This is a genomic window from Nocardioides sp. HB32 (assembly GCF_054058995.1).
Genome location: NZ_JBSSBS010000001.1, coordinates 2,158,391 through 2,174,603 on the forward strand (window position 1 = coordinate 2,158,391; position 16,213 = coordinate 2,174,603).

General features: G+C 70.4%; 15 protein-coding genes and 1 pseudogene. 7 read left to right on the top strand and 9 right to left on the bottom strand.

The window, feature by feature from the left end:
* The first annotated feature begins 27 nt into the window (after positions 1 to 27).
* A complete protein-coding gene (locus tag ACVW2K_RS10980) occupies positions 28 to 744 on the top strand; it encodes a GAF and ANTAR domain-containing protein (RefSeq protein WP_081790380.1) in 717 nt (238 codons plus the stop codon).
* A 51-nt stretch (positions 745 to 795) separates the two neighbouring features.
* Here ACVW2K_RS10980 and ACVW2K_RS10985 read toward each other — a convergent pair whose 3' ends face one another.
* On the bottom strand, positions 796 to 1,446 hold the full coding sequence (locus ACVW2K_RS10985) for a CGNR zinc finger domain-containing protein (protein WP_457202535.1): 651 nt from the start codon (positions 1,444 to 1,446) through the stop codon (positions 796 to 798).
* Between the two features lie 39 nt (positions 1,447 to 1,485).
* Here ACVW2K_RS10985 and ACVW2K_RS10990 point away from each other — a divergent pair, with 39 nt between their 5' ends.
* On the top strand, positions 1,486 to 2,424 hold the full coding sequence (locus ACVW2K_RS10990; protein ID WP_457202536.1) for a DMT family transporter: 939 nt from the start codon (positions 1,486 to 1,488) through the stop codon (positions 2,422 to 2,424).
* Between the two features lie 122 nt (positions 2,425 to 2,546).
* On the opposite strand, the gene ACVW2K_RS10995 is transcribed toward ACVW2K_RS10990, so the two are convergent.
* The 8 genes and pseudogenes from ACVW2K_RS10995 to ACVW2K_RS11030 form a co-directional block, all read right to left on the bottom strand.
* Positions 2,547 to 4,274: an ABC transporter substrate-binding protein gene (locus ACVW2K_RS10995; RefSeq protein WP_028637045.1), complete on the bottom strand. Its 1,728-nt coding sequence runs from the start codon at positions 4,272 to 4,274 to the stop codon at positions 2,547 to 2,549.
* 274 nt (positions 4,275 to 4,548) lie between these two features.
* On the bottom strand, positions 4,549 to 5,721 hold the full coding sequence (locus ACVW2K_RS11000; RefSeq protein ID WP_457202537.1) for a DUF222 domain-containing protein: 1,173 nt from the start codon (positions 5,719 to 5,721) through the stop codon (positions 4,549 to 4,551).
* A gap of 227 nt (positions 5,722 to 5,948) precedes the next feature.
* Complete coding sequence (locus tag ACVW2K_RS11005) at positions 5,949 to 6,581, bottom strand: response regulator transcription factor (protein WP_457202538.1); 633 nt, start codon at positions 6,579 to 6,581, stop codon at positions 5,949 to 5,951.
* A pseudogene (locus tag ACVW2K_RS11010) lies at positions 6,578 to 8,107 on the bottom strand (phytoene desaturase family protein); the annotation flags it as partial. The gene ACVW2K_RS11005 and the pseudogene ACVW2K_RS11010, both read right to left, overlap by 4 nt.
* A 51-nt stretch (positions 8,108 to 8,158) precedes the next feature.
* Complete coding sequence (locus tag ACVW2K_RS11015; protein ID WP_457202539.1) at positions 8,159 to 9,358, bottom strand: aminomethyltransferase family protein; 1,200 nt, start codon at positions 9,356 to 9,358, stop codon at positions 8,159 to 8,161.
* A gap of 41 nt (positions 9,359 to 9,399) precedes the next feature.
* A complete protein-coding gene (locus tag ACVW2K_RS11020) occupies positions 9,400 to 10,143 on the bottom strand; it encodes an amino acid ABC transporter ATP-binding protein (protein ID WP_457204059.1) in 744 nt (247 codons plus the stop codon).
* 8 nt (positions 10,144 to 10,151) lie between these two features.
* Positions 10,152 to 11,066 (bottom strand): amino acid ABC transporter permease, encoded by a 915-nt coding sequence (locus ACVW2K_RS11025; RefSeq protein ID WP_051549065.1) that lies wholly within the window; start codon positions 11,064 to 11,066, stop codon positions 10,152 to 10,154.
* The gene (locus ACVW2K_RS11030) at positions 11,063 to 11,980 is read right to left on the bottom strand and encodes a transporter substrate-binding domain-containing protein (RefSeq protein WP_457202540.1); all 918 of its coding nucleotides are present in this window, start codon (positions 11,978 to 11,980) and stop codon (positions 11,063 to 11,065) included. The genes ACVW2K_RS11025 and ACVW2K_RS11030 overlap by 4 nt, the downstream gene beginning before the upstream one ends.
* A gap of 112 nt (positions 11,981 to 12,092) precedes the next feature.
* Between ACVW2K_RS11030 and ACVW2K_RS11035 the strand changes: the two genes are divergently transcribed.
* From ACVW2K_RS11035 to ACVW2K_RS11055, 5 genes are read left to right on the top strand one after another with little or no spacing between them, the layout of a single operon-like run.
* Complete coding sequence (locus tag ACVW2K_RS11035; RefSeq protein ID WP_051549062.1) at positions 12,093 to 12,635, top strand: TetR/AcrR family transcriptional regulator; 543 nt, start codon at positions 12,093 to 12,095, stop codon at positions 12,633 to 12,635.
* Positions 12,632 to 13,849, top strand: a complete 1,218-nt coding sequence (locus tag ACVW2K_RS11040; RefSeq protein WP_457202541.1) for a cytochrome P450 — start codon at positions 12,632 to 12,634, stop codon at positions 13,847 to 13,849. The genes ACVW2K_RS11035 and ACVW2K_RS11040 overlap by 4 nt, the downstream gene beginning before the upstream one ends.
* Positions 13,846 to 14,622 (top strand): SDR family oxidoreductase, encoded by a 777-nt coding sequence (locus ACVW2K_RS11045; RefSeq protein ID WP_457202542.1) that lies wholly within the window; start codon positions 13,846 to 13,848, stop codon positions 14,620 to 14,622. Before ACVW2K_RS11040 ends, ACVW2K_RS11045 begins: the two co-directional genes overlap by 4 nt.
* Positions 14,619 to 15,965 (top strand): cytochrome P450, encoded by a 1,347-nt coding sequence (locus tag ACVW2K_RS11050; RefSeq protein WP_457202543.1) that lies wholly within the window; start codon positions 14,619 to 14,621, stop codon positions 15,963 to 15,965. Before ACVW2K_RS11045 ends, ACVW2K_RS11050 begins: the two co-directional genes overlap by 4 nt.
* Before the next feature lie 49 nt (positions 15,966 to 16,014).
* Positions 16,015 to 16,212: a ferredoxin gene (locus tag ACVW2K_RS11055; RefSeq protein WP_457202544.1), complete on the top strand. Its 198-nt coding sequence runs from the start codon at positions 16,015 to 16,017 to the stop codon at positions 16,210 to 16,212.
* The last annotated feature ends 1 nt before the right edge of the window (position 16,213 follow it).

The window sequence follows — 16,213 nt, forward strand, 5'->3', positions numbered from 1 at the left end:
GCAACATGCGATCCGGGGAGGGATGTCATGGACGGCACAAGGGAGACACGGGGTCGCGCCAGCGACGTCCGGCGGGACGGACCAGTGCCGCCCGCACGCCATGTCGCGCTGGAGTCCCTGGCCCAGTCGGCTGCCCGTAACATTCCGGGCGCCGACTTCGTGAGCGTCACGGTGCGCAGCGGGAACGAACCACTGCGCACCCTGAGTGCCACTGACCCCGTGGCCGAGAAGGCCGACCACGTGCAGTACGACCTTCACGAAGGTCCCTGTTACGCCGCGGTCACCGACGACCGGTTCGTGCTGGTCAACGACATGGCCGCCACCAGCGAGTTCCCGCGCTACGGCCCCAGGGCGGTGGACCTGGGCATCGGTGCGCAGGCAGCCATCCAGCTGCTCCACGACGGAGAGACGGCAGCCCTCAACCTGTACGCCAGGCACGCCGGGGCCTTCGACCGTGACACCGTCCAGATCGCCGAGCTCTTCGCCACCCAGGCCGGCGCGCTGCTCGGCTACGCCTCCCAGGTGGAGCAGCTGAGCGAGGCGCTCCACACCCGCACCGACATCGGCACCGCCATCGGGATCCTGATGGAGCGCTACCGCATCGACCGCCACCAGGCGTTCGCGTTCCTGACCCGGAACTCCCAGACCCGCAACATCAAGGTGCGCCTCCTGGCCCAACAGGTCATCGACGGCACGTTCGAGGCCACCGCGGGCGACGACGCCCCACCACCCCACCGGCCCTGACCGCAAGGTTCGGCGGATTCGAGCCTCCTGTGCGGTACGTGGCTTGGTTCTTCAGCTCGGGGTCCGGGGCGCGGTCGTCGCGCTGGTCCTGGACCGGTGTCGCCGGGCGCGGCTCCTGTTGCCGCAGTCGGCAGAGCTGCACCACCTCCGCGACCCGTTCCTCGAGCGGTCGAGGAAGAGCCAGCCGCAGGCGTCGTCCCGGCACTGCCGGAGCCGGGTGGGGTCCTCGTGGGCGAGCAGGTCCCAGGCGTGGATGCCGAGCGCCTCCGGCAGGTCGCGCAGTCCTCGCGGGCGGCTGTCCCATCGCAACGGCATCACGGTCACGATCTCGCTGTGGCCGAGGTCCCGCAGGAGGCGGGCCACCAGGCGGGCTCGCGGCGCCGGGTCGGATCGTCCGTCCGTCGCCAGCGGCTGTACGACGGCGTACAGAGCATCGCGCAGGTCCCGGCAGCGGGTGACCACCTCGCGGGCGCCCGCGCGGTCCTGGTGCGCCTCGGCGGTGAACCATTCCCGCTGCCCCGGGTCGAGGATGCCGACGAAGGCCGCCCACCGCACCAGCTCGGACGCCTCCTCGATACGGTCGACCGTCCGGTCGCGGTCGAGGCGCCAGGCCACGGTGTTGAGCAGCTCGAGTGCCGGGTGGTTGGCGGTCGCCTGCAGCGAGCCGCCGTCGGCGAAGCCGAGCACCGGTGCCGTTTCCACACCTTGACAGTAACGGGTCAAAGCGGTTTCAGTCGTTAGATGGCCAGCTCTCCCGGCACGGCTCGACCTGGTCTCGAGTACGCCGGCCCGCTGCGCCACCTCCGGCGGTCGAACCGGTCGGCGGCGGTTGCCGTCGCCGTCGGCGCCTTGGCCGTGTCGACGACGGCGATCTTCATCGATCTCTCGGGTGCGTCGTCGGCCACGTCGTCGGTCTGGCGCTGCCTGCTGGCGGCGCCGTTCGTCGCGCTGGCGGCACGCTGGGAGCCACGCACGGCGGACGCGGCTCGCTCACCTGGCCGACGGATCGCGCTGGCTTCGCTGTGCGGGGCCCTCTTCGCCGGAGACATGATCTGGTGGGCGCAGTCGATCGCGGAGCTCGGCGCGGGACTGTCGACGGTCCTGGTCAACGCCCAGATCGTCATCGTGCCCGGCCTGGCGTGGGCCGTCGACCGGGAGCGACCGCCGGGTCGGTACCTCGTCGCACTTCCGGTGATGGCGTGCGGGGTGGTGCTGGCGGGCGGCCTGGCCGGAGGTGCGAGTGCCGGCTCACAGGCGGGCATCGGGACACTCCACGCACTGCTGGCCGCGGGCGCGTACTCGGGATTCCTGTTCCTGCTGCGCCGACTGGGGAACCAGACCGCGCTGCGCAGCTACCGGGACACCCTGGTCACGGCTGCCGTGGTGTCCGCGGCCGTCGGGGCGCTCGCGGGTGGCTTGACCCTGAGCCCGGGGTGGACGGCGTTCGGTTGGCTGGTGCTGGTGGCCGCCGTCGGCCAGGCGCCGGGTTGGGCGCTGGTCGCCGTGGGCTCTCCCCGGCTCACGACGGCCCACGCGGCGGCCCTGCTGCTGCTCACGCCGGTAGGAGCGCTGCTGCTGTCGGTCGTCCTGCTGGACCAGGTGCCGACGGTGCTCCAGGTGCTCGGCTGCGCCCTGGTCGTGGCCGGCGTCCTCGTCCAGTCGCTGCGGTGGCGCCGATGACCGGGCGACCGCGACCCGCGCAGCCTCTGGCGACGCGATCGCCCGCACAGGTCGCCGCCTCCCGATCACGGTCGGGAGGCGACGACCCGGGGGGACCGGAGGCAGCTGTCCGTCGGGGGCGGTCAGCTCTGGACGCCGATGGCGCCGAGGTCGGGATAGCCGTTCGACGCCGGGGTGGCGACGAAGTTCGTCACCTTGGAGCCGTGCAGCATGTAGAACCGCGCGACGCTGAGCGGGATGTAGGCGACGTCCTTGCCGAGCTGGATGTCGGCCTTCTGCAGGGCGGCGGTCTGCGTGTCCAGGTCGGCCGCGTGCTGGGCCTCGTCGACCAGCTTGTTGAACGCCGGGCTGTCGTAGGCGCCGTAGTCCTGTCCGTCGGAGGCCGATGTCAGGTTCGGGCGGCTGTCGAACAGGGGAGGCGTCACCGTGATCGCCGAGGGCCAGTCGGCGCCCCAGCCGCCCCACATCACGTCGGAGTCCTTGTCGGGCTTCTGGATGACGTCGTAATAGGTGTCACCGAGGCCGTCGAGCGTCGTGTCGAAGCCGGCCTGGTCCCACGTGTCCTTCAGCGCGGCCGCCCACTTGTCGGCGGTCTCGCTGGAGGGATAGGTGAACTTGATCGGCACCGGCATCGGGACGCCGGCCTGCTCGAGCAGCTTCTTCGCGGCCGCGGTGTCACCCGAGTTCGACCCGTCGAAAGCGGGGTTCGCCTGGTAGCCGACCACGGAGGGGTTCACGACCGACTCGGCCACCTTGCCGGCCTTGTCGCCCCCGAGTGCCACGTTGTACGCGTCGGCGTTCGTCGCGAGCGCGAGCGCCTGACGCACCTTGAGGTTCTTCATCTCGGCGCTGCGGAAGTACGGCACCAGGTAGTAGACGTACGGCGAGTCGACCAGCACCGAGCGGTCTGCGACCGCGCCCTCGATCTGGCTGTAGTACGCCGGTGGCGCGGACGTTCCCGTGACCGCATTGGGGTCGGTGTCGGCGATCAGCCGGTCGTACTGGTTCTCCGCCGTCAGACCGACCTGGAACTCGATCGAGTCCGGCAGGGCCTTGCGCAGGTCCGGCGTGTCCGTGGACGGGTCGTAGTTGGTGTTGCGTACCAGCGTGCCGCCCTTGTTCTTGCTCCAGGTGCCCTCGAGCTTGTACGGGCCGTTGGAGAAGATCTGGTAGTTCGAGCGCTCGCCCTGGTCCTTGTCCTGCCGGTACGGGTCCATCATGTGCAGGCCAGCGATCGCCAGCGGGAAGTCCGGCCACGGCTTGTTGAAGTGGTAGGTGATGGTGTTGCCGTCGCACGTGACGGCCTTGTCGAAGTACTGCTGGCCGTCCTTCTTGTAGGGACCGTCGTACGCCGGCAGCCCGGTCTTCGGGTCGGTCGGGATGTCCAGGTAGCTGAGCAGGTAGTTGGGGCCACCGGTGATCACGTCGGTCGCGAACACCCGGGAGGCGCCGTACTTGAAGTCCTCGCAGGTGATGGGCTGCCCGTCCTCCCACGTCACCCCGTCCTTGACCGTGAACGACCAGACCTTGCCGCCCGCGGTGGACGTGCCGGTGTCGGTTGCGAGGTCGGGGACCGGCTTGTTGGCCACGTCCGGGTCCTCGGAGACGGGGAACGCCACGAGCGAGCGGTAGACGGTCCGGGTCAGGTTGGAGATGTCGCGACCGACGTACACGCGCTGGGGATCGAGGTGCTCGATCGGCGTGTAGATGTAGTAGAGGAGGTCCCCGCCGGACTTGTCGGACTGGGGGGAACCGTTGTTGCCGCTGGAGCCACCGCCGCCACATGCGGCGAGGCCGGCTGCGAGGGCGGCCGCGGCACCTACCGCGACCATGCGCTTGCGAAGACTCATGGGCCAACTCCTGGAAGAAGGTCACGCTCGTACGGCCTGCGCGCGCGCAGGCACCGACCAGGGCGCGGTGCACACGGCACCGGCCCTCGTCCTGCGACCACCGTGCACGTTCGGCGTCGCCCGTCCCACAGCAGCCGGCGGTCAGTCGAGGCGGGGCGACCCTTTCTTCTTATCCGCCAGACGTAGGCAGCACACGTCCCGGCGGGGAACTGGTGCGGAACCGTTCGCCGATGGATGCGCAATCGTGACCGAGCGCGGCCTCGTCAGCGTCGGCCTAGGTTCGTCGGTGGAATCTGGTGTGGTGTTTCGGGCAGAGGAGCCTGCCGTGTTGCACGTCGGTGGGTCCGCCGCGGCTCCACGGGATGTCGTGATGGACGTGACACATCGCCGGCGGCCAATCGCACCCGGGTTCGGTGCAGCCCTGGTCCCGGATCCCGATCGCGGTCCGTTGGGCCTTGGTGTGGAACCGGCGGGTCCGGCCGAGGTCGAGGACCTCGGAGTTGCCGCCGAGCACGGCGGGGATGATCCCGGCCTCGCAGGCCAGCCGGCGGGCCGTCTCCGCGGTGATCTTCTCCCCGGTGTCCAGCAGGGCGGCCTGCTTGAGCCGGCCCTCGAGGGCCTCCAGGGTCATCGTCACCACGATCGTCGCGGACACCCCGCCGGTCTGGGGGAGGAGGTGGGCGGGGTAGCGCTCGATCAGCTCGCAGAACGCCCGCCCCAGGCGTTCCCGGCCGGGCCGGGGCACCACCCCGGCGCCGGGGGCGGCGGGGCCGTCGGTGGCGGTGCGGTGCTTGGGCGCGGCGATCGCGAGCAGCATCTTCTTCAGCGCGGCACCGTGCAAGGACGGGACGGTGAACTTCCCGAGGCACTTGCCGTGGCCGTCGTCGACCATCGTGAACGTGGTGGCCAGTAGCGCGTCGGCTTCTTCGCGGGCGAGCTGGCGGGCCTCGTAGGCGTCGGCCAGGTCGGGGGCGACCACGTCCATCAGTCGCTTGCCCAGGATCCGCAGGGTCGGGGCGGTGTGCTCGCGTCCGGCGGCGACCAGGTGCCGCTCCGCCCGGTCGACCAGGGCGGTGTCGAGGTCGCCGGGCAACTGGTCCAGCGCGGTGACGATCACCCGCGCCTGCTCGACCACCAGGTCACCGGCCGCCAGCGCGTCGCGGACATGGCCCCGGGTGACCAGGGCCTGGCCGAGCTTGACCTGGCCCAGCACCGCGGGCTTGGTCTGCCGGGTCCGGTGCGCCCAGGCGTCGACGGTCTCGTCGTCGGCGTGCTCGGCGACCCGGGCCTCGAGCTCGGCGACCTGCGCCTTCAGCCGGGTGATCTCCACGAGGGTCGCGGTGGTCTCGGCGGCGTCCATGGACCACACCGACGCATCGGTCACCGAGCCGGCCAGGTCGCGCATCTGCGCGACCGCGACCGAGACCCGGTGCCTGGGTGTGGCCATCGCTGTCATGGTGCTACTCAAGCACCGGCCACCGACATCGAGAGGCCCAGAACCCGTTGTTCCACAGGGTTCTGGGTCACGAACAGGTTACGATTCCGAGCGCGTTTCCACACGCAGTGCGGCCCTCGGATCCGCAAGCCGGGAACCGGCGACGACCACCCGCCCGCCGTTCCGTTTGCTGCCTTTCGGTCGCCACCACCCGCGGCCAGAAAGCCACGGACACCGCCTCAGATGCCCGTGTCGTCCGTGGACTCGAAGCCGTTGCGGATCCCCCACGCGACCGCCTCCGCGCGGTTGCGCGCGCCGATCTTGGCGTAGGCGGTGCGGATGTAGGTCTTCACGGTGTTGATGCTGAGGTAGGCCCGGCGGGCGATCTCGGCGTTCGTGAGGCCGCGCGTGATGAAGCCCAGCATCTCCGACTCTCGCTGCGAGAGCCCGATCACCTGCCCCGGCCAGGTGATGACGGGTTCGCCGTCCGGCTCGACGGATTCCACCGTCGTCCGGTCGTGGATCGCGGCGATGGCGGCGACCAGCTCGTTCGCGCTCAGCCGCTTGCTGACATACCCCGCCGCACCGGCCCGGCGGGCCGCCTCCTCGGGGTAGTCGTCCCAGCTGTAGACGACCACCTTCGCGGGGTTCTGGTCGATGACGGCGCGCAGCTTGCGGTCGTCGTCGGGCAGCCGGCCGAACGTGTCGAACAGGATCACGTCGGGGCGGTGCTGCATCTCGGTGTTCGTGGTCAGGTCGACGACCTGGACCTGGCTGGGGTGCCGCGCGAGCATCTGCGCGATCCCCAGCAGCGCGATCTCGTAGTCGTTGGACAGGGCCACCCGGATCGGTCGGGCCTCGTGGTTGGTCACCGCTTGAGGTCCTTCAGGACGCGCGCGCTCGCGAGCCTGCCGGGCGAGCCGATGACGCAGCCGCCCGGGTGGGTGCCGGAGCCGCACTGGTAGTAGCCCTCGATCGGCGTGGCGTACTGGCTCCAGCCGGGTGCCGGCCGGAAGAAGTACATCTGCGGGGCGAGGAACTCGCCGGCGAAGATGTTGCCCTCGGTCAGGCCGGTGCGGGTCTCGATGTCGACCGGCGTCACGACCTCCCGGTGCAGCACCAGGTCACCGAAGCCGGGGAAGTGCGACTCGAGCACGGCCTGTGCCTTGTCGCCGAAGGCCTGCCGCTCGGTCTCCCAGTCGCTGCCGCGCAGCTCGTACGGCGCGTACTGGACGAAGCAGGACATCACGTGCTTGCCCGGCGGCGCCATGTCCGGGTCGACGACGGACTGGATCGCGGCGTCGATGAACGGCTGCTCGCTGTACCAGCCGTACTTCGCGGCGTCGAAGGCCCGCTCGACGTACTCGATCGTCGGGCCGATGTTCAGGAACCCGCCGTAGTGGTCGACCGTGTCCGGCAGGGCCGGGAAGACCGGCAGCCCGTCGAGGGCGAAGTTCACCTTCGCCGACACCCCGCGGAACTTCATCCGGCGGATGTTGTCGACGAGGTCGAGCGGCAGCTCGCGGGGCTCGACGAGCTCCAGGAAGGTACGCCGGGGGTCGAGCGCGGACACGACGACCTGAGCGCGGAACTCGGTGCCGTCCTCGAGCGCGACGCCGACGGCGCGGCCGCCGTCGGTGAGCACGGACGTCACGGGCGCGCCCAGCCGGATCTCGGCGCCGTACGCCTGCGCCGCGCGGGCCAGCACCTGCGTGAAGCCGCCGTTGCCACCCTTGTGGAACGCCCACGAGCCGAGGTGGCCGTCGTGCTCGCCCATCTTGTGGAACAGCAGCACCAGGCCGGAGCCCGGCGACATCGGGCCGACCTTCGAGCCGATGATCGACGAGGAGGCGTGGTAGCCCTTGATCGCCTCGTGCTCGAAGTAGTCGTCGAGCCAGTCCTTGGCGCTGCCGGTCAGCAGCCGCACGACGTCGTGCATCGTCTTGCGGTCGATGCCGCCGAGGTGGTCCATCAGCCACTTCACGTCGGCCGCGTCGTCGGGGTCGTTGCCGAAGACGTTCGGCGGTGCGTTGTCGAAGAGCGGCCGGATCGCCTGGCAGACCCGGTCCAGGTCGCGGTGGTAGCGCTCGTAGGCGTCCGCGTCGCGCGGCGAGTGCCGGCGTACCTCCTGGAGGTTCTGGGCGTGGTCGTCGCCGAAGAGCAGGTAGTCGCCGTCGCCGGTCGGGTGGAACGACGACGGCATCATCAGCGGGAGGAACCCGTGCTCGACCAGGTTGAGCTCGTGGATGATCTCCGGGCGGAGCAGGCTCAGCGCGTACGAGAACGTCGTGAAGTTGAACCCCGGCAGCAGCTCCTCGGTGATGGCCGCACCGCCCACGAGGTCGTTCTTCTCGAGCACCAGCGTGCGCAGCCCCGCCTTGGCGAGGTACGCCGCGGTGGGTGAGCCCGTTGTGGCCTCCGCCGACGACGATCGCGTCGTACTCGTGGCTCATGCCTTCTTCCTCTCGGGGTCGAAGAACGACATCGAGGTCGTCGTGACCCGCACCGTGGTGTTGTGGTGGTTGATGGCGAGCTCGAGCCGCAGGGCGGTGCCGGCGGCGGCGAGGTCGGGCCGGACCCGGGCGATCCCGATGTGGCGCTGGAGCACGGGGGAGTAGACGAAGCTCGTGCAGTAGCCGACCTCCACCCGGTCCTCGTCGAGGACCATGGACTCGTACGGCCACGGGTGCTCGGACTTCGGCGGGAACAGGTCCGCCTCCCGGTACAGCCGGTCCCAGTCCTCGGGGTCGACGACGATGCCGGTCGTCGCCCAGCGCGAGGTGCCGTCGACGAGCTCGCGGCGGATCGCGTCCGACCCGACGAACCGGCGGGAGCCGTCGCGGACTCCGCGGAGCATCCACCCGAAGCCGAGCTCCTTGGGGGTCACGCAGTCGGCGTCGCTGAAGGCGAGCCGCGCGTCGTGCCACTCGACGTCCACGAGAGGCAGCCCGGCCTCGATGCGCAGCGTCATCAGCGCCTCCTCGCCGAACGGTCGGATGCTGTGCGGCCGGCCGGCCTCCAGCACCGCGTCCAGCACGGCGAGCGCGTCGTCGGCGGGGACGGTGATCTCGAAGCCGAGGTCGCCGGTGTAGCCGGTGCGCGAGAGCGTGACACCGGCATCCGCGACCTTCGCTGGCACGTGATCGAAGTAGCCGAGCTTCTCCGCCTCGGGCATCAGCTCGGCCAGTACGGCGCGCGAGCGCGGCCCCTGCACGGCGAGCATCCCGTAGTCGTCGGTGACGTCCTCGAGCTCGACGCGGAGACCGGCCGCGAGCTCCTGGAACCACGAGAGCGCGGGTCGGCCGGCCGTGAGCAGGAAGTCGTCCGTCGAGTGCCGGAACGCCACGCCGTCGTGCATGACGAAGCCGCGGTCATCGCACCAGGCGGTGTACTGCGCCTGCCCCGGCCGGCAGGTCCGGATGTCGCGGACCAGCGCACCCGAGAGCAGCCGCTCCGCGTCCGGACCGGTCACGGCGTACTTGTACAGCGGCGAGGTGTCGAAGACGCCCACGCTGTTGCGGACCGCGAAGTACTCGTGCTTCGGCGCGTGGCTGTAGCGCATCGGCGAGAGCGTGCCCTGCCAGTGCGTGTAGAGCTGTTGGTCGTTGAGCTCGCTGAGCCGCGCATGGAACGGCGTCGTCCTGATCATGGGTTCCCTCCCTGGGCCCGGTGGGCCAGCATATTCAGAGGTCAGAGCACGGCGTCCAGGAACGTCTTCGTCTCCGGGCAGGTCGGCGTCGAGACGATCTGCGACGGCGGCCCCTCCTCGAGGATCCGGCCCTCGTGGAAGAAGCACATCCGGTCCGCGACCTCGCGGGCGAAGCCCATCTCGTGGGTCACGACCATCATCGTCATGTGCAGGTCGGTGGCCAGCGAGGTCATCACCGCCAGCACCTCGCCGGTCAGCTCCGGGTCGAGCGAGGACGTCGGCTCGTCGAAGAGCATCACGTCCGGCTGCATCGCGAGCGCCCGGGCGATCGCGACCCGCTGCTGCTGCCCGCCCGACAGCCGGATCGGGTGCTCGCCCGCCTTGTCGGCCAGGCCGACCCGGTCGAGCAGCTCCAGGGCCCGCTGCTTGATCACCGCGTCCTTGCCGTGCCCGGCGCTCACCGGCCCGCACATCACGTTGTCGAGGACCGTCATGTTCGGGAACAGGTTGAACTGCTGGAACACCATCCCGGTCTTCAGCCGCAGCTGCCGGATCTGCCGGCGCTTGCGACGGGTCCGGTGGCCGCCGGAGAGACGGACCCCGGACACCTCGATCGTGCCCTCGGTCGGGTCCTCGATCATGTTCACGCAGCGCAGCAGCGTGGACTTGCCCGACCCGGACCGGCCGAAGATGACCACGACCTCGCCGCGCTGGACCTCCAGGTCCACGCCCCGGACGACCTCGAGGTGGCCGAAGCGCTTGTGCAGCCCTTCGATGCGGACGATCGGGTCGGTCATACGACTCCTCCTCCGCCGCCGTGCGGCTGGACGGGGATCGCCTTCATCGGCGTGCGCACGTAGCCGCGCGCCAGCCGGGACTCCAGGCGGCGCTGGAAGAACGAGAAGATGCCCGTGAGTGCCCAGTAGATGATCGCCGCTGCCAGGTAGGCCTCGAGGTTCTTGAAGTCGGCCTTCCCGAGCAGCTGGGCCCGCCGGAAGATCTCCGCGCTGGCGATCGTCACACCGAGGAACGAGACCAGGGCCGTGTCCTTCATCATCGCGATGAACTCGTTGCCGGTCGGGGGGATGATCACGCGGAACGCCTGCGGCAGGATCACCTTGCGCATCTTCTGGGCGTGCGTCATGCCGAGCGCGTCGGCCGCCTCGGACTGGCCGAGCGCGACCGCCTGGATGCCGGCCCGGAAGATCTCGGTCATGTACGCGCCGTAGTTGAGGCCGAGGGCCAACGTGCCGGCCATCGCCGCGGACAGCACGAACACGGAGTCGAAGTCCGGGGGCAGCCAGGTGTAGCGATCGGCCAGGTTGCGGCCGACCGGCGGTAGCGCGAGGTAGATCAGGAACATCTGCACGATCAGCGGCGTGCCCCGGAAGAACGAGACGTAGAACCCCGCCACGCCGTACGCGATCGGGTTCCGCGACAGCCGGGCGAGCGCCCCGAACGTGGCCAGCACGATCGCGATGCCGATGCCGCCGACCGCCATGATGAGCGTGTAGCGCAGGCCGCCCGCGATGTACCGGATGTTGTCGCGGATCCAGTCACGATCGAAGCCGGCAGCGAGCACGAACAGCGCGAGCAGCACGAAGATGACCACCCAGACGGCGGCCACCTTCAGCCGGAACGGGACGCGCGCACTGGCGAGCGCGAGCCGCTCGATCCGCGACTCTGCGGGGGCGGCGGGATCGGTCACTGCTGCGACACGGAGAGGTCGACGCCGTCGTACCACTTCTTGGAGAGCTCGGTCAGGGTGCCGTCGTCGTGCATCTCGCCGACGATCTTGTCGATCGCCTCGGCCAGGCTCGTCGGGTCCTGCTCCGCGGACTTGTCGATGGCGACCGCGAGCGGCTCGTAGAACACCGGGTCGCCCACGATCTTGACCGGGTTGCCGGCGTCGGCGTAGCCCTGCGCCGTGGTGAGCGAGGTGATCACCGCGTCCAGGCGGGTGCCGTCACCGAGCGCCAGGTCCTGCAGGGCGGTCGTGTCGGTGTCGTAGCCGTGGATGTCGGCGTCGTCGATGACGAAGTCGAAGGTGAAGCCGTTGATCGCCAGGGTCTTGTCGAGGAAGGCCTCGTACGTGCAGCCGGAGCAGACGCCGATCTTCTTGCCGTCCAGGTCCGTGGAGACGTCCGAGATCGTGGTGTTGTCGGTGTTCACGGCCACCACGGCCGGCGTGTAGTAGTACGGCTGGGTGAAGTCGAGGACCTTCTGGCGGGCGTTCGTCGGGGTCATCGAGCCGACGCTCATCTGCCAGCGGTCGTTCCAGCCGCCCGCGGTGATGACGTCCCACGAGGGTGTCTCCCAGCCGATCTTCACGCCCAGCCGGTGAGCGATCTCGGTCGCCACGTCGATGTCGAAGCCGACGTAGGTGTTCGTCTTCGGGTCCAGCGAGGACTGCGGCGGGTACGCCGGGTCCGTCGACACCGTGATCGTGCCCTTGTCGCAGACCTCCTTGAGCAGGCCGTCCGGGGTGCCCTCGCCGCAGAGGCCGCTGCCGGCCGCCGGAGCGTCCGCGTCGGCGCCGCCGCCGTCGGAGCTGCCGCAGCCCGCGAGGACCAGGGCGGTGAGCAGGGTGGTCGCTGCCACCAGGGTGTGCCGCTTGAGCATGAACAGCCTCCTCGACGGGGGACGGACGGGTCCGGGTTGTGTCGCAGGATGGCAGAAAGTGTGCACCGGGTGGGGGATTGCAGGAAAGCGCAACACGTTCTAGTTTGGACAGGTGTCCAGTTCCACCGCCGAGCACCTGCTCGCCGCCGGCCGTGAGGAGCTGCGCGCCGTCGGCCCGGAGGCCCTGACGATCCGGACGGTGGCCCAGCGCGCGGGCGTCTCGTCGGCGACGGCGTACACCTACCTGGCGTCCAAGAACCGGCTGTACGCCGAGCTGTTCTGGCGCTTCCTCGTCGAGGACTCCGACCGCGCGCCGGAGGGGGTTGAGCCGGTCGAGCGGGTCCGCTCCGTGACGAGGAACCTCTCGCACCGGCTGGCCTCCGCGCCCGAGCTGGCCGCGGCCGTGACGCCCGCGCTCCTCGGCACCGACCCCGAGGTGGACGAGCTGCGGCTGCGGATCGGCGCCGAGCTGGTCCGGCGGTTCCGCACGGCCGTCGGCGACGGCGACCCGGCCATGGTCGAGGCACTGGTCGAGGCGCTCGGCCTGGCGTTCTCCGGCGCGCTGCTGCAGGCGGGCATGGGGCTGATGTCCTACACGGAGATGGGCGAGCGGCTGGACGCCGTCGTCGGAGTGATCATGAGGGGCAACGCATGAGCGTGGTGCAGGACAGCCCGGTCCTCGACCCGTACGACTACGGGTTCCAGGACGACCCCTATCCGGTCTACGCCTGGCTGCGCGCGAACGAGCCGCTGCACCACAACCCGGTCCTGGACCTGTGGGCGCTGACCCGGCACGCGGACATCGCGGAGGCGCTCCGCACGGAGGGCACCTACTCCAACTCCTACGGTGTCGCGATCGAGCGGAGTGCCTGGGGTCCGGAAGCCCACAAGGTGATGTCGATCCTCGGGATGGACCCGCCTCGCCAGAAGCGCCTGCGCTCGCTGGTGTCGCGCGGCTTCACCCCCCGACGCGTCCACGACCTCCTCCCACGCATCCAGGAGCTCACCGACCGCTACCTCGGCGAGTGCCTCGAGATGGGCAGCTTCGACTGGATCGCCGACTTCGCAGGGCGGCTCCCCATGGACGTCATCTCCGAGATGATGGGCGTCCCGGAGGAGGACCGCGCCGAGGTCCGTCGCCAGGCCGACGTCGTCGTGCACCGCGAGGACGGGGTGTACGACGTGCCGCCGGCCGGCGCCGAGGCCTCGCTCTGGCTGGTCGGTTACTACCTGGACATGGTCGCCGAGCGGCGGCGCAAGCCCACCGACGACCTGACCAGTGCCCTCATCGAGGCGGAGATCGACGGTGAGCGGCTGACCGACGACGACGTGATCGCCTTCCTGTTCCTCATGGTCGTCGCCGGCAACGAGACGACGACGAAGCTGCTGGGCCACGCGGCCTTCCACCTCACCCGGCACCCTGACCAGCACGACCTGGTCTTCGGCGGCGCGGGGGACACCGACCTGGTGGCGCCCTGGGTGGAGGAGACGCTGCGGTACGACACCTCCAGCCAGCTCCTCGCCCGCTACCTGCTCCGGGACGTCGAGCTCCACGGCCGGGTCGCGCCGCAGGGCGCCAAGCTGCTGCTCTGCCTGGGCTCGGCCAACCGCGACGAGGCGGTGTTCGGCCGACCGGACGAGTACGACATCACCCGCGACGCGGACGAGCTGGCCAGGATCCTCTCCTTCGGCAGCGGCCGGCACTTCTGCCTGGGCGCCAACCTCGCCCGTCTCGAGGCCCGGGTGGCCCTGACCGCGCTCGTCGAGCGAGCCGGATCCATCGAGGTCGACCACGAAGCCTGTCGCCGCGTGCACTCGGTCAACGTCCGCGGGTTCGCGGTCGCGCCCATGACGGTGGTGCCGCGATGAGCAGGTACGAGCAGCCCTCCCGCCGGCCGGCGGTCGTCACCGGCGCCTCCTCGGGGATCGGCGCCGCGACCGCGCTCGCTCTCGCGGCGGCCGGCTTCCCGGTCGCGCTCGGCGCCCGGCGTACCGACCGCTGCGAGGACGTCGCGGCGCAGGTCCGCGAGGCCGGAGGCGAGGCCGTCGTGCACGCGCTCGACCTCACCGACGAGACCTCGGTGGGGACGTTCGCCGAGAAGGTCGTCGCCGACCTGGGCGAGATCGAGGTCGTGGTCTCGAACGCCGGCGCGGTCGCGCCCGGCACCGTCCACGAGGTCGACAGCGAGCGGTTCGCGCGGGAGCTGGACCTCAACATCGTCGGCGCCCACCGACTGGTCCGAGCCTTCGTCCCCGGCCTGGTCGAGCGCCGCCGCGGCGACGTCGTCTTCATCTCCTCCGACGTCGCCGTGCGGGCGCGGCCCTTCATGTCGTCGTACGCCGCCGGCAAGTGGGGGCTCGAGGGCCTGGCGCACGCGATGCAGATGGAGCTCGAGGGCACCGGCGTCCGCGCGTCGATCGTCCGACCCGGCCCGACGTGGAGCGAGATGGGCTCCGACTGGGACGTGGACGAGGCGGCGTTCGTGCTCAACCAGTGGGTGCGGTTCGGGCAGGCCCGGCACCCCCACTTCCTCAAGCCCGCGGCGATCGCCGATGCGATCACCACCGTCGTCAGCGCGCCGCGTGGCGTGCACCTCAGCCTCATCGAGGTGAACCCCGAGGCCCCCCTGGAGGACCGATGACCGAGCAGATCCGCGAAGTCTCCTATGCCGTCCCGGACGAGGACCCCGCGCACGACTGGGGCCACCTCGCCGAGATGCGCGTCGACCCGATCGGCCTCTTCCAGCGGGTGTACGACGAGTGCGGCGACATCGGCCGCTTCCGGCTGGCCGGCAAGGACGTCGTCCTCGTCTACGGCGCCGACGCCCAGGAGCAGTTCTTCCGGGCTCCGGAGTCGACGCTCGACCAAGCGGCGGCGTACCCCTTCATGACGCCGATCTTCGGCAAGGGCGTGGTCTTCGACGCCTCGCCGGAGGAGCGCCAGCAGATGCTGAAGAACCAGGCGCTGCGCGGCGACCTGATGCGCGGGCACGCCTCGACGATCGAGGCCGAGATCCGCCGGATGGTCGCGGACTGGGGCGACGAGGGCGAGATCGACCTGCTCGACTGGTTCGCCGAGCTGACGATCTACACGACCTCCGCCTGCCTGATCGGGAAGCCGTTCCGCGAGGAGCTCGACTCGTCGTTCGCCCGGCACTACCACGAGCTCGAGCGGGGCACCGACGCGATCGCGTACGTCGACCCGTACGCCGACATCGAGTCGTTCCGGATCCGCGACGCGGCCCGGGAGAAGCTGGTCGGCCTGGTGCAGGGGATCATCGAGCGCCGCCAGCAGCGGGGACCGGTCGCGCGCGAGGACCGCGACCTGCTCGACGTGCTGATCTCCATCGACATGACCGCCGACCACATCACCGGCATCTTCATCTCGATGATGTTCGCGGGCCACCACACCTCGTCCGGCACGGCGTCGTGGGCGCTGATCGAGCTGATGCGGAACCCGGACGTGATGAAGGACGTCGTCGCCGAGCTCGACGACCTGTACGCGGACGGATCGGAGGTCTCGTTCCAGGCGCTGCGCTCCATCCCGCGGCTGGAGGCGGCGCTCAAGGAGACGCTGCGCCTCCACCCGCCGCTGATCATCCTGATGCGCGTCGTGCAGGAGGAGATCGAGCTGGCGGGCCACCGGGTCCAGCCCGGCACGGTCGTCGCCGCGTCGCCGCGCGTGTCGAACCGGATCGCCGAGGACTTCCCGGAACCCGACCTGTTCGACCCCGGCCGGTACCTCGACCCGCGCCAGGAGGACCTCCAGAACCGCTGGACGTGGATCCCGTTCGGCGCCGGCAAGCACCGCTGCGTCGGAAATGCGTTCGCGATGATGCAGATGAAGGCGATCTTCTCGGTGATCCTGCGCGACTACGAGTTCGAGATGGCGCAGCCCCCGGAGACCTACCGCGACGACGTCTCGAAGATGGTGATCCAGCTCGCGCAGCCGTGCCGGGTCCGCTACCGGAGGCGGCAGACATGATGTCTCGGTACGCGCGCGGGCGCCCGCTACTCGACAACCGGGGGACGCGGTGCGGGTGAGCGCCGACCTCGGCCTCTGCCAGGCGCACCAGATGTGCCAGGGCGAGGCGCCCGACGTCTTCGGCTTCGACGACGCCACCGATCGGGTGGTCGTGCTCGACGAGCACCCCGACGAGTCCCGGCGGCGCGACGTGAAGGCCGCCGTCCAGTACTGCCCAGCGATGGCGCTGGCCCTCGAGGAGGAATGAC

Coding starts and splice junctions, on each gene's coding strand:
- ACVW2K_RS10990 (WP_457202536.1), top strand. CDS start 1,486: ATGGCCAGCTCTCCCGGCACGGCTCGACCTGGTCTCGAGTACGCCGGC.
- ACVW2K_RS11040 (WP_457202541.1), top strand. CDS start 12,632: ATGAGCGTGGTGCAGGACAGCCCGGTCCTCGACCCGTACGACTACGGG.
- ACVW2K_RS11015 (WP_457202539.1), bottom strand. CDS start 9,358: ATGATCAGGACGACGCCGTTCCATGCGCGGCTCAGCGAGCTCAACGAC.
- ACVW2K_RS10995 (WP_028637045.1), bottom strand. CDS start 4,274: ATGAGTCTTCGCAAGCGCATGGTCGCGGTAGGTGCCGCGGCCGCCCTC.
- ACVW2K_RS11030 (WP_457202540.1), bottom strand. CDS start 11,980: ATGCTCAAGCGGCACACCCTGGTGGCAGCGACCACCCTGCTCACCGCC.
- ACVW2K_RS11050 (WP_457202543.1), top strand. CDS start 14,619: ATGACCGAGCAGATCCGCGAAGTCTCCTATGCCGTCCCGGACGAGGAC.
- ACVW2K_RS10980 (WP_081790380.1), top strand. CDS start 28: ATGGACGGCACAAGGGAGACACGGGGTCGCGCCAGCGACGTCCGGCGG.
- ACVW2K_RS11045 (WP_457202542.1), top strand. CDS start 13,846: ATGAGCAGGTACGAGCAGCCCTCCCGCCGGCCGGCGGTCGTCACCGGC.
- ACVW2K_RS11000 (WP_457202537.1), bottom strand. CDS start 5,721: ATGGCCACACCCAGGCACCGGGTCTCGGTCGCGGTCGCGCAGATGCGC.